Annotated in this window: 16 protein-coding genes; 6 read left to right on the top strand and 10 right to left on the bottom strand. The window is 54.4% G+C overall.

Going from position 1 to position 18,551, the window contains the following annotated elements; all coding sequences use genetic code 11:
- The first annotated feature begins 7 nt into the window (after nucleotides 1-7).
- Together SA339_06535 and SA339_06530 are read left to right on the top strand one after the other, a co-directional pair.
- On the top strand, nucleotides 8-622 hold the full coding sequence (locus tag SA339_06535; GenBank protein ID MDW5562868.1) for a chemotaxis protein CheC: 615 nt from the start codon (nucleotides 8-10) through the stop codon (nucleotides 620-622).
- A 6-nt stretch (nucleotides 623-628) separates the two neighbouring features.
- Nucleotides 629-1,192 carry a hypothetical protein gene (locus tag SA339_06530; GenBank protein MDW5562867.1) on the top strand — a complete coding sequence of 188 codons (564 nt, stop codon included), beginning with the start codon at nucleotides 629-631 and terminating at the stop codon, nucleotides 1,190-1,192.
- Between the two features lie 14 nt (nucleotides 1,193-1,206).
- On the opposite strand, the gene SA339_06525 is transcribed toward SA339_06530, so the two are convergent.
- From SA339_06525 to SA339_06485, 9 genes are all read right to left on the bottom strand, one after another.
- A complete protein-coding gene (locus tag SA339_06525; GenBank protein ID MDW5562866.1) occupies nucleotides 1,207-2,886 on the bottom strand; it encodes a type II secretion system F family protein in 1,680 nt (559 codons plus the stop codon).
- 6 nt (nucleotides 2,887-2,892) lie between these two features.
- Complete coding sequence (locus SA339_06520) at nucleotides 2,893-4,536, bottom strand: type II/IV secretion system ATPase subunit (protein MDW5562865.1); 1,644 nt, start codon at nucleotides 4,534-4,536, stop codon at nucleotides 2,893-2,895.
- Nucleotides 4,536-5,258, bottom strand: coding sequence for an ATPase domain-containing protein (locus tag SA339_06515; GenBank protein ID MDW5562864.1), 723 nt, complete (start codon nucleotides 5,256-5,258; stop codon nucleotides 4,536-4,538). The genes SA339_06520 and SA339_06515 overlap by 1 nt, the downstream gene beginning before the upstream one ends.
- Before the next feature lie 40 nt (nucleotides 5,259-5,298).
- On the bottom strand, nucleotides 5,299-5,739 hold the full coding sequence (locus SA339_06510) for a hypothetical protein (protein MDW5562863.1): 441 nt from the start codon (nucleotides 5,737-5,739) through the stop codon (nucleotides 5,299-5,301).
- A gap of 8 nt (nucleotides 5,740-5,747) precedes the next feature.
- Complete coding sequence (locus SA339_06505) at nucleotides 5,748-6,164, bottom strand: hypothetical protein (protein ID MDW5562862.1); 417 nt, start codon at nucleotides 6,162-6,164, stop codon at nucleotides 5,748-5,750.
- The gene (locus SA339_06500) at nucleotides 6,164-7,165 is read right to left on the bottom strand and encodes a flagella accessory protein C (GenBank protein ID MDW5562861.1); all 1,002 of its coding nucleotides are present in this window, start codon (nucleotides 7,163-7,165) and stop codon (nucleotides 6,164-6,166) included. The genes SA339_06505 and SA339_06500 overlap by 1 nt, the downstream gene beginning before the upstream one ends.
- A gap of 36 nt (nucleotides 7,166-7,201) precedes the next feature.
- The gene (locus SA339_06495) at nucleotides 7,202-7,828 is read right to left on the bottom strand and encodes an archaellin/type IV pilin N-terminal domain-containing protein (protein MDW5562860.1); all 627 of its coding nucleotides are present in this window, start codon (nucleotides 7,826-7,828) and stop codon (nucleotides 7,202-7,204) included.
- A 593-nt stretch (nucleotides 7,829-8,421) separates the two neighbouring features.
- Nucleotides 8,422-8,814, bottom strand: coding sequence for a universal stress protein (locus tag SA339_06490; GenBank protein MDW5562859.1), 393 nt, complete (start codon nucleotides 8,812-8,814; stop codon nucleotides 8,422-8,424).
- 1,426 nt (nucleotides 8,815-10,240) lie between these two features.
- On the bottom strand, nucleotides 10,241-11,749 hold the full coding sequence (locus tag SA339_06485) for a leucine-rich repeat protein (GenBank protein ID MDW5562858.1): 1,509 nt from the start codon (nucleotides 11,747-11,749) through the stop codon (nucleotides 10,241-10,243).
- Nucleotides 11,750-12,873: 1,124 nt separating this feature from the next.
- On the opposite strand from SA339_06485, the gene SA339_06480 reads away from it, so the two are divergent.
- The 3 genes from SA339_06480 to SA339_06470 all read left to right on the top strand — a co-directional run bounded on the left by SA339_06480 (nucleotide 12,874) and on the right by SA339_06470 (nucleotide 16,269).
- Nucleotides 12,874-14,979 (top strand): Ig-like domain-containing protein, encoded by a 2,106-nt coding sequence (locus SA339_06480; protein ID MDW5562857.1) that lies wholly within the window; start codon nucleotides 12,874-12,876, stop codon nucleotides 14,977-14,979.
- A 166-nt stretch (nucleotides 14,980-15,145) separates the two neighbouring features.
- Entirely contained in the window at nucleotides 15,146-15,832 is a 687-nt protein-coding gene (locus SA339_06475; protein MDW5562856.1) for a hypothetical protein, read from the top strand.
- 161 nt (nucleotides 15,833-15,993) lie between these two features.
- Nucleotides 15,994-16,269 (top strand): hypothetical protein, encoded by a 276-nt coding sequence (locus SA339_06470; GenBank protein ID MDW5562855.1) that lies wholly within the window; start codon nucleotides 15,994-15,996, stop codon nucleotides 16,267-16,269.
- A 95-nt stretch (nucleotides 16,270-16,364) separates the two neighbouring features.
- On the opposite strand, the gene SA339_06465 is transcribed toward SA339_06470, so the two are convergent.
- Nucleotides 16,365-18,137, bottom strand: coding sequence for an Ig-like domain-containing protein (locus tag SA339_06465; protein ID MDW5562854.1), 1,773 nt, complete (start codon nucleotides 18,135-18,137; stop codon nucleotides 16,365-16,367).
- Nucleotides 18,138-18,359: 222 nt separating this feature from the next.
- Here SA339_06465 and SA339_06460 point away from each other — a divergent pair, with 222 nt between their 5' ends.
- Entirely contained in the window at nucleotides 18,360-18,509 is a 150-nt protein-coding gene (locus SA339_06460) for a hypothetical protein (protein MDW5562853.1), read from the top strand.
- Nucleotides 18,510-18,551 lie beyond the last annotated feature (42 nt).

Here is an 18,551-nt window from a genome sequence, read left to right as displayed (position 1 = left end):
TGTCAAGATGTCAGCTCAATCGATTGAATGGGACCCCGTCCTGGTGGACGGGTTGAGGGAAATGGGGAACATCGGTGCCGCTCATGCCACCACCGCGCTGTCCGCGCTGATCAACAAGGACATTGTGGTGGAGGTATCCGAGCACTACGTGTGCGAGACCCACCAGCTTCCGGAGGTCATCGAGGACCCCGAGCAGCTCATGGTCGGAGTGTTCCTGGAGACGCACGGGACGGGCAAGGGGGGCATCATGTTGCTGTTCTCTCAGGACATGACCACTACCCTTGTGGACCTAATGCTGTCCCGGCCTCATGAGGTGCGCGAGCTCGATGAGATGGACCGCGATGCCATCTGCGAGGTCGGCAACATCTGCGCCTCCGCCTACCTCAACGCGGTCGCCAAGTTCTGCGGCGTGACCCTCCTGCCCTCTCCCCCGGGGGTGGCGGTGGATATGCTCCATGCCATCCTTGAGTACCCTGCCGCCCTGGCCGAGTCGGAGGCGGATGACCTGATGGTCATCAGGACGCAGTTCGTGTTCGACCGATCGGTGTGCTCCGGTTTCATGCTCTACCTGCCGGACCGCGATACAATCAAGGTGCTGAGCGACAAGTTCAGGTCTGTGTGAGCTGCCATGGCATCCAGGATTGAATCGGACGACCCAGCCTCCCGGCCGGGTGTGATCCGGGACACCGCTTCCATCGGCCACGCTCATCTCATTGATGCGGACAGCGTGGTGGGGGTGGGGGAATATAAGATCGCCCGCAGCCCGGCCAAACTCATGTGCATCGGGCTGGGATCATGCGTAGGCATCGCCATCTACGATCTCCAAGCCCAGGTGGGAGGAGTCGCTCATGCCATGCTTCCCCGGTACGAGGAGGGGAGAGATAAGGTCAACGCCTCCAAGTATGCTGACTCGGCCATAATGATAATGGTCGATGAGCTGCTGGAGATGGGCGCGTCGAGGGGTCACCTCAGAGCCAAGATGGCCGGCGGGGCGCAGATGTTCTCCTTCATCACCTCGGACACATTGAACATCGGATTGAGGAACTCGGAGACCGCCAGGGCTACTCTGAAGGGGGAGAACATACCTCTGCTGGCGGAGGACGTCGGAGGGGTGCGGGGCCGCACCATTACCTTCAACACGACCAACGGCGTCTACCGTATCCAGAAGGGAAACGATCATTCCACAATCTGATCTTTTTTTATTTTTCAACCACTGGTCAGTAGTCCGCTTATCAGGGTCTCAGATATCATTGAGGCGGCAGACGCTATCCAGATCAGCGCTATGAAATGAACCACCGAGCCGACGATATGTCCCCCTTTAATCATTGGCAGCATGAGCGAGGAAAGGACGGCATGGACTATGATCACAGCGAAGACCATCAGCTGGATCTCGGCGATGTTGATATTGCCGCTCAGGATGCTGTTCAGGAAGGCCGAGTCCGAGCCGGAGTTATCGATTACGACCGAGGACATGACGTCGCTCATGTAACCTACGATCCCGATGGTGATGTACAGCGTGACCGCCAGCGAGATCATGACGCCGTAAAGGATGCCCACGAAGGAGGACGCGGTCTGCGACCTCTTCTTCCGTATGCTCAGCACCCGGAACATGTTATTGCTGATGAACACGCTCGTCGGCTCGGCCTTGGACCCGTTCTGCATGCATGTCACGTACATCTCGCCGAACTTGTCGATGAGGTCGCTGGACGTCTCCGCCGAGAACCGCTTCCAGGAATCGGACACGCTTATGTGCAGCGAAAGCCGCTTGGACAGGTTCTTGACCATGTCGGTGAGGGGGCCGAACGAGTGCATAGCCAGCTTCTTCACGCCGTCGGCCATGGTGGTGCCGCTGACCTCTGACGATCGCCCGAGGGACCGGATGAACGCACCGAACAGGTTGTCCCGCTTCTCGATGGCCTTCTCCTCGCGGAGTATGAGCACTCCGGGGAAGAGCGCGGGCAGGAAGATGGTCGAGGCGATGAAGGTCATCGGCAGGCCGGACGGTATCATGATGAACGACAGCAGGATGATACCGAGGACGGCTATCAGTACCGATGTGAAGATCAGACGGTCCTTGTCGGTGACCATGCCCCTCTTGATCTTGGCCCGCCACCCCAGCCAGATGCGGTCCTTGGGCACCTTTGTCTTCAGCAGGTAGATGAAGAATGATTCCAGGGCGGCGAAGCTGAACACGACACCGATCATCAGCACCTCTACTCCACCCGAGCCGAACATCGGCATGATGCACACGAACACCGCGGTAAAGATGAGGGAGGTGGTCAGCCCGGTGTAGATCTCCTTGACGAAGTCAAGGTCCTTCAGGGTCGCTTCCGCCCTCAATACGTACTCGTCCATCATGACGTCGTGTTCATTGGCCATGAATCGGTCGAGTTTCTCACCGACATCGAGGGAGTGGGACAGCCGGTTGAAGAAGTTCGCCTCCATCTGGCAGCTGGTGCGGACGGCGATGAAGCGGCAGGCTTCGGCCGCGCCCACGCTGTAATGCTTGATTAGCCGGCAGATCTGCTTGGCGTCCCTGGCCAGCTGCCCATACTCCTTCTTCGTCGATAGGATGTAGAACACGCTCTCGAAGGGCATGTCCGAGGTGGACAGGGCGGCCATGGTGGTCACGAACATGGGCATGTTCTGCTCCACCTCCACTTTGCGCCTGGAGGTGTACACCGCCGGCAGCATGAAGATGACGAAGATGCCGAAGATCGGCACGACATACACGACCACCAGCAGCATCCCGCTCAAGTAGGGGGCCAGGACAAGGGTGAGTATGGCCGGGACCACGATACCCAGCACTACTACCGACACGAGAATGAGTTTGTAGTAGGTCTGCTCCTTCATCCGAAGGTCGCGCAGCCAGGCGTCCTTCTTCATACCCCATCACACCGTGAAAGGTAGGGAGCTCGGTCCGTTCTCGTAGTAGTCGCTCAGGATCTTGTTGACCTCGTGATATCCGGTGATATCCAGTTCGATCATCTTGCGGATGATCTTCTCCCTCTGGCGGAGGTCCTTGTACACATCCTTGGGCTCGGCGTAACCGTGCTCTAGGGCAATCCTCTTCTCGAGGATGTAGGAGTTGTTGTTACCGCGGAAGTAGAGGTTATCAGTGGCGGAATCCCACTTGAAGACGTTCCTACTGAGCACGCCTCCCGCCTCTTTGTTGTAGCCTATAAACTCTTCCACACCAGTAACTCTCCTTAAGAACCGGCGGTTGACGTTCACGGCCGATTGGAAGATGATGACGTTGACATTGTCGATGAACGACATGGGAATACTGATCGGTTGCCCGGTCATACGCTGAATGAACTTGGTGGCGTTGGAGGCGTGGAAGGTGGCGATGACCGGGATACCGGTCTGCATGCATTGGAAGGCGACCCTACCCTCCTCACCTCTGATCTCACCGATGACGATGTAATCCGGACGGGAACGCAGCGCCGCCCTCAGGAGGTCGAACATGGTGACCCTTGCCTCCTCCGGTCCGGACTCACGGGTGACGCACCTCTGCCAACCCTTCTGAGGAGGCTTGACCTCGGGGGTATCCTCGACCGAATAGATTTTGCCGCGGTGGTCGATGAAGCACAGCAGGGCGTTGAGCGCGGTCGTCTTCCCGGACGCGGTCTCACCGGCCAGGATGATGTTCATCTTGTTCTCCAGGCACAACCAGACGTAGGCCACGAACTCCGGGGAGAAGGTACCCCACTTGATCAGCTGGATCGGCGAGATGGGCTCGGCGGCGAACTTACGGATGGTGAACGACGAGCCGCGGGCGCTGATATCGTTCGAGTAGATCATGTTGATACGCGAGCCGTCTGGAAGGGTGCCGTCGACGATGGGCTTGGACGCGCTGACCGGCCGCCCCATGCGCTCGGACATGGAGACGAAGAAGTCGTTGAGGGTGACTTCATCATCGAACCGCACGTTGGTCTCCAGCCCATACTGGAAGGCCTTATGAGACACCCTCACTCTGGACGTTCCGATGAGGTGAATATCTTCGATGTACGGATCCATGATCAGCGGCTCGATCGGACCGTACCCCACGATGTCCCGGTTGATATAGTACTTTAGGAGGTCGTGCTCCCGCTGATTGAGGACCACCTTGCCGCTCTTCTTCTTCCTCTTGAGCCCGCTGTCGCTGACCTCTACCGATAGGTCGAAGAGCTTCTCCAGTATACGAACCAGATCCTCTTTTGTTTCCACCGACTCCTCGGCGCTGGCCTTCTCCAGGATTAGCTCCTTGATCTTGCGCAGCTTCTCCTTCTGCTCGAGGTCCAGCTTGGCTTCGACCGATATGTACTTCGAGTGCAGGGCATCGATGTGGATGTACCCTCCGCTGATCTTGTAGATCAGGTTGGCGCTGGTGGGGTCCAACACGGCGTTCTTTCTAATGTCCGCGAGGTCCTTGACCGAGAGGTTGTTGAAGTACTTCGGCAGTATCGTGGTGGTCTTGAGGAGTTCCTCTATGTACTCCCGGATGTTGGGATCATGGGCCATCTCCTTCTCGAGGTCCGGAGGGATGTTGACCATTAACCGGACACCTCGGTGATCTCGATGACCAGCCCGATGCCCGGCTCTATCCTGATCTTCATCGTGTCATCGACCTTGCGCTTTGCGCGTTGATAGCGCAGGGTCTGCACCGTCCGGGTTACCTCCGATCCGGACGCCTTCATCTTGATGCTGAGGTAGATGTCCACTGCCTGGCGGAGGGGGTCTGCGGCCTTGCAGGCCTCGTCCGCGGTCATAATGATGGTCTTCTCCAGTTTCATCTGCTTCTTGAGGAAGCCCATCAGGCGAATGCAGTTGGCCTCGTTCAGACTATCCTTCGTTAGCGTGGTCAGAGAGTCGATGAACAGAACATCCTTGCTGTACAGCTGGGGCGAGGCCATCAGCTTCTCCAGGAAGTCACCCCGGGACCGCTGTTGGCCCAGCAGGGGATAGACCGGGAAATAGCTGAGGCTGCCGTTGAGGAGGTTCTTGTCGACCTTGTAGTCGAGGGAATACATCTGGTCGATGAAATCCCTCAGCGTCAGCTCGGTGGACACGAAGGTCGCGGTATGGCCGTTCTGCAACAGGCCGTAGAGAATGCGCTGGCAGAGGGCGCTCCGGCCGGACCCTTCCGCGCCCTCGATGAGCATGGTGGAACCGCGGGGGAGACCGCCGCCCATCCGAGCTGCGAGCTCGTCCTGCTTTAAATTAATACCGAACAGGTCATGGCGCGTTCCCCCGCTATTCCCGGAGCCGTCACTCATCAATGCTCACCTCCTACCTCTATTCCATAGGCTTGTCCGATCAAAGCCTAAAGTCCAAGGTGTCTGAGACTCCGCTGCCCACAATGGCTTTTGCCGTGTGATCTCCCGCTTCCAGCACTATCGCGACAGTGACCTCGACCATCCCACCGGTGACCCAGTTCTCACTGTCCGATCCTACGATCTTGACTTCGTACTCGACGTACTGCCCATCAACGAATATGATCAGATCCCTGTAGCTCTGGACTATGTCTCCAGTGTTCTTGATGTACAGCGTTAGGTTGCCCTCTTCATAGGGGACATGCCGAGGGTCGTTCACGAAGGCGATCGATGAGCCCATTTCCGTCACCGCACCATTGGCCTTCGTGCGTACCTCGTCGCTCATCAACCCAGTTACCCCTATTATCGTCCCGGCTATGGAAACGGCAACGATGATCGACGCTATGAAGAAGACCATCTGGGTAATTGAGTCGTCCGATGCCATGTTCTCCCCTAATCATAGACTGAGGTCCCGTTTGCGGTGACGATCTTGATAGCTGCACCGCTCAGCTCTCCGTTAAGGTCGATGACCAGGACCTCTCCCGATAGCCAGAGCTTGGTATCGTTGTGTCCCTGCACGGTCATCGATGTTATGCGCTCGTTGCTCAGCGTCCCGTTGATGAATATGTCTAGCTCATCCAATGAGAGCGTGACCTCGCCACTGTTGACGACCTCGATGGTACCGTTCGGCCTGTCGATCTCGGTCAGGGAGATGCTCGTATGGAGCGCCTCCACATCCCGCGAGGCACTGGCCTTCTGTGCTTCTATCAGGGAGCTCTGGGCCTGGTCCAGGGCGCCTGCTAACGACGCGAACGATATCAACGAGGCGATGAAGATGATGGCAGTGGCGATGGACACGCTCATCCCCATTAGATGCCCCCTAATCGCTTGAACTCTCCTAGCCAGAGGTCCAAGGCCCTGATGTCCGCCTCCTTTATCTCATTGCCCACGGACCGTTCCGTGCATATCTTGCCCATCAGGCAGTCGACCAGCCTGCGGATCTGTTCGAGCGCGTACACGTCCTCATGAGACAATGGCTTCGTCACGGGCACCGGGGTACTGATCGACGCGGGCTTGGGTTCGTTGAAGGTAGTGTCGATGGTCGGTTCCAAGCTTTTCACCATAGCCGGTTCCTCCTCCTTTTCTATCGCTAGCTTCTCATTGACCTGCATGTCGGTCAGGGAATGGCATATGGCTGGTTCCTCCGCCTTATTAATCGCGAGCACTTCTTCCTCGTCCGGCTTGACGATACGGTCCAGAGGGCCATCGGCATCGAACGGAATGTCCGATAGGCTCTCCACAAGGCTCTCGGCCTTCACCGGTGTGGGCTCGGTCTTCGGGCTGCCGGCAATGGTCATCGTGGCCTCGATCTTCGGTTCGCTGGTAACCTTCGCTGCCGGCGCCGCCGGAACGTCATCAACGAACGGATTGTATTGCTTGGATACGGCCTCATAAACGTTGAGGAGCGTTCTGATGGAGTCGTTGATCTGTCCCAGGTCGCTCTTTATGGACTCCATCTCGCCTTTCATCGCCTTGGTGGTGAGATCGGTCGACTCCATGTGGCTCTTCAGGTCGTTGACGTTCGCTTCCACTTCCTGGAGTTTCTTGTTGTCGCCTCCCAACTTCGGCATGGCGTCGCCCATCGGATCGCCCAGCGATCCACCTGGCTGGCCAATGTCGCTCAGCTTGCTCAGAGTTCCCAGTCCTCCGCCGAGATCGCCCAGCGACATGGTGTCCCCATGGTTGAGGCTCATGTTGCCCAGCGATGACGACGCGCTCCCAAGATTTTCGTCCTTGCCCTTCTTCTTGAACGATAGGACTGCCATCGAGGAAAAAAAAGAGGCAAGGAGGGTCGTGCGATACTTGCTCATTCGTCGTTTCCCTCCTTCTAGTTTACACTAACGCGTTTACCTCAGGTTCACAACGCCGTTGCTCAGAACGGGCGGGACGGTGAACGACACAGTGGTCGAAGACCCCTTGGCCGGCATGATCTTGATGGTCACGGAGGTGCCGGGGGTGATGCCCAGGTCTGCAGTTCCGATAGCGTTAATGGTGATCTTCACCAGGTCGCCCTGCTGGACGGTGCTATAGGACGCAAAGGGGGTGCCAGCGGCAGCCGGAGGCACCAGGATCGCACCATAGGTGGCCGGAGTGCCGGCGTCAGCGGACTTGTCAGCACCATCGGTCTTGTCGAAGGTCAGCTCGCCGCTAGAGGTTCCAGCAGTCACCGAGAGGGTGACAGTATCCATCCGGATGGCCGGGCTGCCAGCGGACAGCTGGACATAGACATCCATCGAGGTGATGGCGTTGCTGGCTACAGTTCCCTTCACGTACTTGATGTCGAAGCCAGAAGCAACGTTGTTAATGGCGTCGTTTCCAGTCTGAGTCGCTTGCTCGCGCACCGTGTTGGCGGTGCTAATCAGGACGGACGCGGCGACAGCGGCCACGAGGACCATGGCGATGAAGATGATCATCGTACCAACGCCCATCTCGGCGCGCTTGTCCCTAGACATCCTTGCAAATTTCTTGCTCATTACCATTCTATTCCTCCATTGATTGCCTCAGACCGAGGACCTCGGCCCAAGCTCTCACTTAGATGATGAGAGGATCAGTCTCCCCTTCAGCCATCTTAAGTGATTAAAAACTGGACCTAAAATATATAAATCAACTAATACCATAATCATTCTTGATATAGAGAATAAAAAATAGAAATCAAGGCTGCTCGAAACGGAGAATGATATCCACCGGTCGGCCACTGCCATGAGGGTCAGTCTTTATTGAATTTAATATAATGTATAGAAAATATCAAAAAGCGTTCTCATCCATTATCTTTACATTTGCCAGCAGACGATGCACATATTTGTACTAGAGAGATCTGCCGTGTTTAGTATCTTCCCTCTTTCGAGCTCATTTAACCTTAAAAATGTCATTTCGAGTAAGAGATCGATCCTGCTGGAGTCATCCATTTTAGATCAGCAGGTTCTCCACTAGGTAGTATAGGCTAACGAAGATTGCAAAGATCAGGAAGGCGTCGACGATCAACAGAATCTGACGCATGCTCATTGGGTATAGATTGAGCACAACAGATTATTATAATTTTCTATTGATTGATACTGCTCGTCACCCATCAACGCACTAGAACGACGGTGCAGGGTGCATTCTTGATGAGGCTCTCGGTCGTGCTCGAACTCAACAGTTTGGACATGCCAGCCTTCTCTCCAGATGAACCGATGATAAGGGCGCTGGCCTTTAGTTTATCTGCCGCCAAGAGCAACGTCTCATGAGCTTCGCCCGCCTCGAGGAGGGTAGCCAAAGGCACTCCTAGGTCTGAGGCGATAATCTTTGCACGCCCTAGCACCCGCATGCCGTTCTTGATGGCCTTCTCCTTCTCCTCTTGATTCTTCGGGTTCACGATGTATAGCATGTACAGGTTGGCCTGGAACGCTTTGGCATAGCGGAAGGCAAATTCGGCCGCTTTCTCCGAATGCGACCTGCCATCGTTCCCTACAACAATGTTCATGATACGATGTAAATTATTGGTAAAAAGATATTTAATAATCAATATGAAATAATCAGTTCTGATATCCTGTTATTCTTGCTCGGTTGAACTGGCATGGATTCTAGGGAGAGAATAATTGCTCCTGATGCCCCGGTATGTCCTCCGCCCTCCTTTGGTCTTCCTGGCTCACACCCATATAAGCTTTGAAGGTCTGATCTGGACTCTCGTACTCCATCAACTTGGCGATGATCGCCAGATCCATCCCCCGTTTCCAATGTCGGTTTCCGAAAGTCGCCCGGAGATCGTGCGATCGAAGGTCGATCCTCGCTCGATCCCGATCTCCTTGACCCTCCGACTTATCGTGACATTGGTCACGTTTGTCAGCTTTCCATGTCAATGAGTCAAAATAGGTATCCGGGGTCCTAGACCGCTTTATTCATCATCTCTTCTCGCTGAGCTAGGTACTCTCTCAAGGGAACTCTCGTGATGTTGTGTATGATGAGCAAACGACCTTGCCCCCCTTCTTCCCTTTGTAAGTTACATCGCATGGTCATTTCCAGGCTCTGGCTTCCTCGCGATGCGTTTTAGCTTGGTTGCCTTCCTTTAGCGAGTTGTCGACTCTAGGGAGTATGTCAGCTCGTATTCCAGGTCCATCGATCGCGCTAAGGTTCGAAGACCGGCAACTCCCACTCCGACAGGACCTAACATTGAGGCCTCAGAAGCGTTCATGCCGCCATCCTCCATCCCATAGTTGCTTTGATTCTCGCCTCCACAAGAAAACATCTAACGACCTTAGGTGGTTGGCATGCGTGTTCTATGATATCGGTCAGAGGGCTTCCAGTTTAGACTCAGCCCCTAGTTAGATTGCTATCGGCCCGTTGGTCGTCGGGACCAACACCCAACCAAGCAATACGGAGACACGTTCATTGGTCGTCCAATCTGAGGATATATTTTTGGCCCCTGAACCCTTTCCTCAGAGCCTTATTCAGGCCCCATATTGGCGCTCTTCATTGCTCACAGCCTTAACAACTCAGTCGTTGATCTCACTTCATTTTGAGGGCTGACATAGCACCCCCGATCCATCGAATGAAGCATCCATTGCGGCAATCAGCAAGCGTCCTGATTGGATGTTTATAATCTAGACCGAACCAGGGTCAAAGTATCTGGCCAATATTGCGGTTCAGTCAAAGCATAGCTCACTTCTCCATTCGATATTTTCTATTTTAACTCATAGTTCATTCCTCATGTGTACAAATGCAGGACGCAAGACACACTATCAACCGTTGCCGGGGTAGGAGCGAAAACCATTCAGGTAAAGCTGAATCAAGCAAGTTCATGGTAAAGTGGCTGCCTCAACGAAATCAACGAGATATGAATGATTAAAATATAAAATTGTGAAAATGTTTAACCGACAGTGTTGCAGTAAAAATTGAAGCGCTCAACTCACTTAGCGTCTCTTCCGCAGATATAGGACGAACACAACAACACCACAAATGATCGCGATGATAATGGGCAGCGTAAGATCCATACCACCCCCCGAGCTTAAGGAAGTCTCTGAGGTCTGATTGGCAGACTGCAGGACCAGATCGCCCAAATTTGTGATCCCATTTGCAACCACTGGCACCTCCACTGTCTTGGAATAGCCATTCTCTGAGACAGATAGTGTGTAATTTCCTATCGGAACATCGTTAAAGACAAAATTCCCTGTGGCGTTCGTTCTAGCAACAAGGTCATTGCTCATCAGGACCGTAGCATTAGCTAGCGGAGTACCATCCACTGTCTTGATAGTACCAATGACCTTTCCAACAGCTTGAAAGGACGATGTTGGCAACCCATTCCAAGTGGGTGCGGTGTACCCGCTGGTTCCTTCTAGATAATACACCGTAAGATTATCACCGCAACCAGTAGCCCAGTTCATTCCAACTGACGGTGCGTTACCCTGGAACGATATCTTAGTCAGATTTAAACATCCAAAGAATGCGCAGGATCCAATGTTGCTGATGCTTTTAGGGAACGCTACCGATGTAAGATGGAAACAGTTGCTGAAAGTATAGTCTCCGATGTAGACGAGGCTGTCCGGGAAGGGAATTGTAGTCAGAGCATAACAGTTTTCGAACGCTTTGTCTCCTAAATAAGTGGCATTGTTGGGCAGGTTCACCGAGACCAGAGCGTAGCAATTTTTAAACGAATAATTGCCGATGGTGGAAATGCCATTGGGAATGTCAACTGAGCGAAGACCACTTCCATAAAAGACCCCTGTCCCCAATGATACGGCATCTCCAGGTATCTTTATCGATGTCAGAGAATAGCAATTGTAGAACGTGTTGTTACCTAAGTCGATGGCGTTGCTGGAAAAAGTAACCGAGGCCAGAGAGTAGCAATTGCCGAATGTATTATTCCCGAGATTGATGACGCTATATGGTAAGGTAATTGCTTTCAAAGAATAGCAATTGTAAAACGATGAGTTACCGAGATCGACGATGCCGTTGGGGAGCTTCGCAGAGGTGAGAGCAGAGCAGCCCTCAAATGTTCTGTTTCCAAGGCGAGTGATGCCGTCTGGGATCGTGATGGAAGTTAGCCCACAATAACTGAACGCCCTATCTCCTAAACCAATCATACTATTGGGCAAGGTCATTGAGGTGATCTTGTAACAGTTCCTGAAAGCATCGTTACCAATGCTTGTGACGGTGACCGGCAATGTTACAGATGTTAAATCTGAACGATTCAGGAAGGCAGAGTCACCAATACTGACGACGGGAAGATTGTTAAGTGTGATGGGTATCGCCACGGCTTTGCTTGATCCGACATATCCCGTGATTTCTACCGCTGTCCCGCTGTCGACTAATAGGTATTGAAAATTGCTATCGGTATCGGTGGCATGAACGTCCAACGGAACGGCGACCACGGTGGTGAGCAGTGCCAGAGTCAATATCAATACAGCAATAAGTTTGTGCATTATACTTCCCGCGTGGTTAAAAGAGTGGAAAAGGTCTTTATTATTTCCAACCACGAATCAAATATGATAACTGTATAAAGGAGGCAATTAAAAAGAGCGACAATCCGTCATAATTATATAGATACATTAATTTTGATAGTACTAGCAGATCAGATCAAAATACAAGTATATCGCACAGCAGTTTGATTCATCCGGCATAAGGGCGGCACAGCCATCACTCCGTTGGATTCTGGCCAGATGGACAGCTTTCTGTCGGCCTATTTGTCAAGGATCTTTTCGAAGGGCCGAATATCAATATGGCCATCTCTGCCGACCTCGAACAACAATTAAGGAACAAAGGATATGGATCCATTACTTGGGCCACATCAGGGTTGGCCTTCTCGATAACGTGAATCATTTGATACCGGGAAACGCCACTTATTACTTCATGTCTAGTAATGATCTCAGCAGGCCGTATGGGTGGCTGGCATAATGCTCGACATATCCATCTTATCCTCTGGGGCATTTTAGCAGGTGATGGGTAAGATCGGCTAGAACATTCCAGAGGGAGGACTGCTATGAGTAACGGAAACGTACTCAATTGTCTTGGACCGCTCGCTGACCTGAGTACGGAGGAATGGCAACATCCAGCTTGGTGGCAGGCGGCACTTTCGAGCATAATCAGGATGGAAGGCGGGTTCTCTTCGAACCCTGCAAGAGGATCAATGCTTGAACGTCGACCGATCAATCAATTTAATTTTGTTTCTTATAATATTAACACTAACTTTAATAATTGTGATTTTGTCACGTTTAGCGAGTAATGGGATAGGCTAGAATGAGAAATGTCGATGTTTTCGTGAAAGGTTCCGCCCCGTCTCAAAAAGCATAGTGCTCGAAGGCCACCTGATCCAGGTTTGGCCGACTGATCTTGACGAGAGCGCCCGAACATCCGACCTGAGCTCAGAGATCATTCCTGACGCGATCAAGCTCTGTCCTTTCCCAAATATGCATAGTAATAGAGGGACCAGAACATGGTAAAGATAAAACAAAAAATGACAGCCACCTTGTTTGTGCTAGTGCTGCTGCTGTCAAGTACCTTACTTACAGTAACTTTTCCAATCGCCTCTGCTTCATCGAGCTATGGCATGGTCTCGGTCCAAGGTTCCAATATTTTGGTCGATGGTCAGGCCCCGTCCAACGACTTTTTTGGCGTGGTAGACACCACAGCTCTGCAGTACGCCATCCTCGCCTACATCGAAGGCCAGACCCAGTACGCGGGCAAGAGCTCGGTGTTCAACGGACCGGACACCGGCAGCTACAGCGCGGTCTCGCCCTCCGATACCGCGGCCCACTTCTTCGATCGGTACTTCGCTCTTCTCGCCTACTACCACTGCAACACAGTGCGCATCGGGGCCGGTGATACCTGGGGTACAAGCATACAATACGATGCATGGGCCAACCATCACGACGCTTTCATATCGTTGCTCAAGACCATGGAGGCCGCGGCCGAGGCCCACAATATATGGATAGTCCTCGTCCTCGCCGGAACTCAGGACTATCCAGCCTACCAATTCGGCGGTTCTGGGTCGGTGTTCTCAGCCTCCAGTTCCGCTTACCAGGCCTATGTCCGTTACTGTAACAATGTAATGGCGGCACTAGATGGTCTAAAGGGGATCGCGATATTTGACCTATTTAACGAACCGGACCACGACTACTGCTGGGCGAAATATTGGAGTGGCAATGGCGGCAAGACCGCTTTCCACACCTGGGCCTGTTCGGTCGCCGAAGACACCGCCGATGCATCCTCGCACCCGCGAACCATGGGTGTGGCCGGGTTGGGATTGATGTTCGGATGGGGGAAGAGCGATTTCGACCTCTGCACCGGAACGGTGCCGTTCGAGATCGCCTCCAGGCATTACTATGCTTCGAACACCGATGTGAGCAATTTCGCAACACCTGAGCAATGGGCTCAGGCCGATGGCAAACCTCTGTACTGGGGCGAGCTGGGGAATAACAAAGCGTATCCCCTGGTCCGCTACAGCTATGGCGAACAGGCCATCTTTTCCAACGGGGGGCAGATAATCACCTCGATGGTACTGACCGGCACCGCCGGCTATCCCTACACCGGGAGCGCTGGCCCTAGCGCATCGTTCACTGTAACGCCGACCCTGGGCAACGGCAGCACCGCCTTCTCAGTCGATGCGTCGGCTTGCTCGGACTCGCAGGACGTCTCATCCAAATTACAAGTTCGATGGGACTGGAACAATGACGGAACATATGATACGGCATGGACGACCGCCAAGGTCGCCAGTCATAGCTACTCTCAGAGCGGTTCCTATGTTATCGGCATGCAGGTCATGAACAGCGCCGGGTCGACAGCCTCCATGTCTAAAGCTGTCACCGTGGATGCGGATGGTCCTCAGGTAGCTATTGTATCTCCCACCAGCGGTTCATCGATTAAGTCCACTTCGGTAGACGTGAGGTGGTCCGGAGCCGATAGCGGTTCAGGCATTGCGGCCTACCTGGTCAGGACAGAGGGTGGCCAGTGGACCATGGTGTCCTCTAGCTCAACGAACCTCACGATCGGCAGCCTATCTCAGGGCGGGCATGTGGTGACGGTCAGGGCGGTGGACAACGCCGGCAACTACAAGGACGCAACTGCAACGTTCACGACGTCTATCATCGCTACCGATTACACTCCTCCTTCCCTAACCATCACGTCGCCGGTAACCGGATCGACGATAACCGTGGATCATCCCACGATCTCGTGGACGGCGAGCGATGCTTCCGGCATCGCCTACTTCCAGATCGTGAGGGACGGAGGCTCGTGGGTTCAGCTGTCATCAGGGCAGACCAGTTACACCACGGTGAACTCGCTGGCCAGCGGCTCGCACACCGTCACCGTTAGAGCTATGGACAACGCCGGCAACTACAAGGACGCCACCGTAGTCTTCTCGGTCTCGACCGCTTCCGCGGACACCACTGCACCGTCGTTGACGATCGTCTCGCCATCCAACGGCGCGACCACGACCGCCACGCACCCCACGATCTCGTGGACGGCGAGCGATGCCTCCGGCATCGCCTACTTCCAGATCGTGAGGGACGGAGGCTCGTGGGTTCAGTTGTCCTCTTCGCAGACCAGCTACACCACGGTGAACGCGTTAGGGGTAGGCAGCCATACCGTTACGGTTAAGGCGGTGGACAATGCCGGCAATGCCATGACCAAGACGGTGACGTTCACCGTGAAGTAAGTAAACCCCTTCCCATCGCCTATCCCGGCCCTGAGGTCAGTACTTAGACTGGTGGACGCCCCCGTCCATCAGATCTCCACTTTTTTCAATCGCCCGACCAGTCTGAGAGGGCCACCTAGAGTCAAAGATATTACTGGGGTCCACCAATAAAATCACCAGTGCTAACATGGCCTCCAGAGCCTTTGTCAGGATCAGAGAGTTCTATAAGCGAAATCTTCCGATCGGCGACTATCTGGGAGAGATGTTCTACGCAGTATGGATGGTCGTTGTTTCCCTGGGAATCCTGGGTGGCACGGGGTTCGAGGGAGGAGCTATCGCCTATGTCGTCTTCATCGCCTTCGCCGTAAACACGGCCTGGGGCTTGATCGACGGTCTGACGGTGATGCACACGAACATCATCGAGAGGTCGAAGAGCGACAAGGCGATCTTCGACCTGCAAACGAAGGGCGATGCCGGTTCCAGAGATGCGGGGATGGACGCGCTTTCGGAGGGGATCACTTCGACCCTGAGCACCGATGAACGAGGGAAGGTGCTAGACCTGATCTCAGGGTCCGCGCCCCTCAAAGATAATCCTTACACCAAGCGGTATCGGCCTTGTAAGGAGGATTGGACCTACGCTCTGGGGATACTGAGCATAGACTTTCTGCTGGTCATTCCTCTGGTCTTTCCGTTCCTGATATTCTCCCAGACCTCGGTCGCGCTCTACGTGTCACGAATGATCTCGACATTGCTCTTTGCCATCATCGGGGCAGCCTATGCGAAAAACATGAACCGTCGTCGATGGGTTGCTGCCCTGTTCCTGGGGACGCTGTGCACCAGCCTCTTCTCCCTAGCCTTCCTGGCAGGTTGGTGATATAGTGGCTCCCTGAACGGCCACCCGACGAGTGTTTTATCAACTTTCCGAGAGATGCTAATTACTCCGCCCGGTCAGCGTGGATGGAACACATATTCTGCAAGAATCGAAACATAAATGAGCGCGTGGACGCTGTCCTCTGTCCATCAGGTGGAAATGAGATGATGGCCGGAAGTGTCCCTCTGTATCAAAGGCCGACGGACCAATCGCAGCTTAGGGCGTGCCCGAAGTGTGGCTCCCTTAACACTCTGACGGCCAGCTATTGTCTGGGTTGTGGGGAGTACCTTCCGCCCCCTGTCGGCCATCCGTCCTATCAGCCTGCTGTCCCTCAGCCGCAGGCTAAAACTGGCCTGTCCGTGCCGGCTATCCTGCTGATAGCATCGGCCGTGCTCTTGATCGCCGTGGTCGCTATCGTCCTAATTGCTACCTCAGTCTGATCTCAGGTGGTCTGTCTGAGCGTGGAGCACGTGGCTGGATGACCCCTGATGCAGTATCGTTCGGAGAGGCGGACCTATGGACCAACCCGCCATCCTCAGTCTTTTCTCTTCCTCAGATGCCAGGTCACGCCCACGAGCGCTACCGCCGCAGCTACCCCCAAGCCGATTAAGATCATTGACTGGTCAAGGGACCCGACCGTTCCACCCCGGTTGGCCGTGGTCTCCCCCACGGTGAATTCCAACTTCCCCTGGAGGGTGCTGCCGTTCATATCCACTGCCCTTACCGATAGACTATGCTCCCCGTCGCTCAGCCCAGTGAAGGAGAACGAGGTGGAGCTCGTCGAGGCCTCGGTGAACGAACCTCCGTCTAGCGCGTATTCGAGCTTGGTAATGGAGGTGAGCGACACGACGGTGAAGTGGACGGTCACGTTGCCGTCTGGGAATGCGTCGTCCTTACTATCGAACACAATGCCCGAGGAACCGTCGACGATCAAGATGCTCTCGCTCCTTGTTCCCTCGATATTGCCCGCCTTATCAGTCGCGTAGTAATCGACCACGTGGTTCCCGCTGGTGGCCAGACCGACGCTTGTAGAGTATGGCTCCCACCCTCCTCCATCGACCCGATAGGTCACTGCATCGACCCCCGAGGTCCGGTCCTGGGATGAGATGGTAAAAGAGGCCGCGCCCGTATGATGGCCGTCGACGACCATGCCGTTCACGGTGATGTTCGAGACCGGGGCCGTCGTGTCGACGATTGTGGACTCGTCCGCCCCAGTGCGCATCGCCTCGACCGTGCCGTTCTGGTCCACTCCCACCGAGAGGAACTCATACTTGCCATCCTCAGGGGCGACGAAAACGGTGGAGCCGGAGGAGAACTCTCCGGCGGGGTTATCGGACGTGGTGTACTTGGTCCAATCGACCTCTCCAGCTGGACGATAGTAAAGGTTAGCGTATCTCATCCCCACCTTGGGACCGTTATCCACGATGCTTACCGGGAACGAAAGGCCGGTTTCGTAGGCCGGGAGGTTATCGACCGAGGTCACCAGGGGGAAGTCCGGCGCTGGATCGGTCCCCACCACGCTGATGTCGTCAAGGAAGACCCCCTCCCTCATTCCCGCCGAGCCCGAGGGAACGGTCCGAATATCAGAGGTTGAGAAAGTGTCGCTGGCATCCCCGCCGGCCGGGGGCACCGTGCCGGACACGAACTCGAAGCCGACCATGGTGGCGTTGTTGGGGATGGCGATGGAGACCTGGGTCCAAGTCCTGGACGTCGCCTGGGACTCGGAGTCGGTCCACGCCACCCGCTTCACCTTCTCCTCGCCCATTCCCGTGTAGTAAATGACATTAAGGAAGTCGTAGCCGACCGAGGCATTGGTCCCCGGTTGCTTGGCGTCGGAGGCCCCCGTGTCGGAGTAGAACCAGAAGGTGACCGTAATCGTCCTGTAGTACTGGGCCCCGGTTATGGGCCTGCGCATGATGGCATCCTGGTTGGTATCGTACCTGAGCACATAACTGGACTGGGAGGCCGACTCTGGCAGACTGGTGAGGTTGACGTTCCACGGCTGGTGCCCCGTGGAGTCCAGATAATGCGAATTGATGCCGTTCCTGGCGCAGAATACGGCCCGTTGGCCGGAATGGACCTCGTGCATCTGGCGACACCACCAGTCCTGGCCGGAGACGTTATCGTCGTTAGCGTCCCAGCGTTCCCAGTGAGCATCCCATTCATCATAGGTCGCCTCCTCGGCGTCCTCGGTGATGAAGGTCTGAGACGCCGGGGTCACATCGTCCGACCTGGCTGTCGGCAGCACGGTCATGATCATCAGCAGGCACAATGCCAAGGCCAAGAAAATCCCCACCTGTTCGCGCATCAACCGATTATATTAACAATCGTATATCTAATAACTTTCGGATGGCAATCCTACAAGCGGGAGGAGGAAAGCTGCGTTTGACGATGGGTGGTTGCCATCCTCAAGCGAGAGAGCGCTCGTATCCCCTGTTATTTAGATTCTTCTCATGGTAATTCCACCAATGTTAATATTCACTCTAAATATTTATTAACGAGAATAAGCAATAATCGGACAGGTGGATAAATGGTCGAGAAAAAGGGAAAGTTTGAGTTCGACGACAAGTTGAAGGATGGAGCGAAGAAGGTCGGAGCCGAGCTGAAGGAGACCGGCAGCGAAGTAAAGAAGGACCTCGGAGAGTTCGGTTCCAAGGTAAAAGGTAAGTTGAAGAAGTAATAGCGTTGTTTCTTCGACCCAACCACTCTTCTCCTTTTTTTG

The organism is Methanomassiliicoccus sp. (genome assembly GCA_033485155.1).
GTDB lineage: Archaea > Thermoplasmatota > Thermoplasmata > Methanomassiliicoccales > Methanomassiliicoccaceae > UBA6.
Note: the sequence above shows the minus strand (reverse complement) of the source record. Positions and strands in the feature narration are given on the sequence as shown.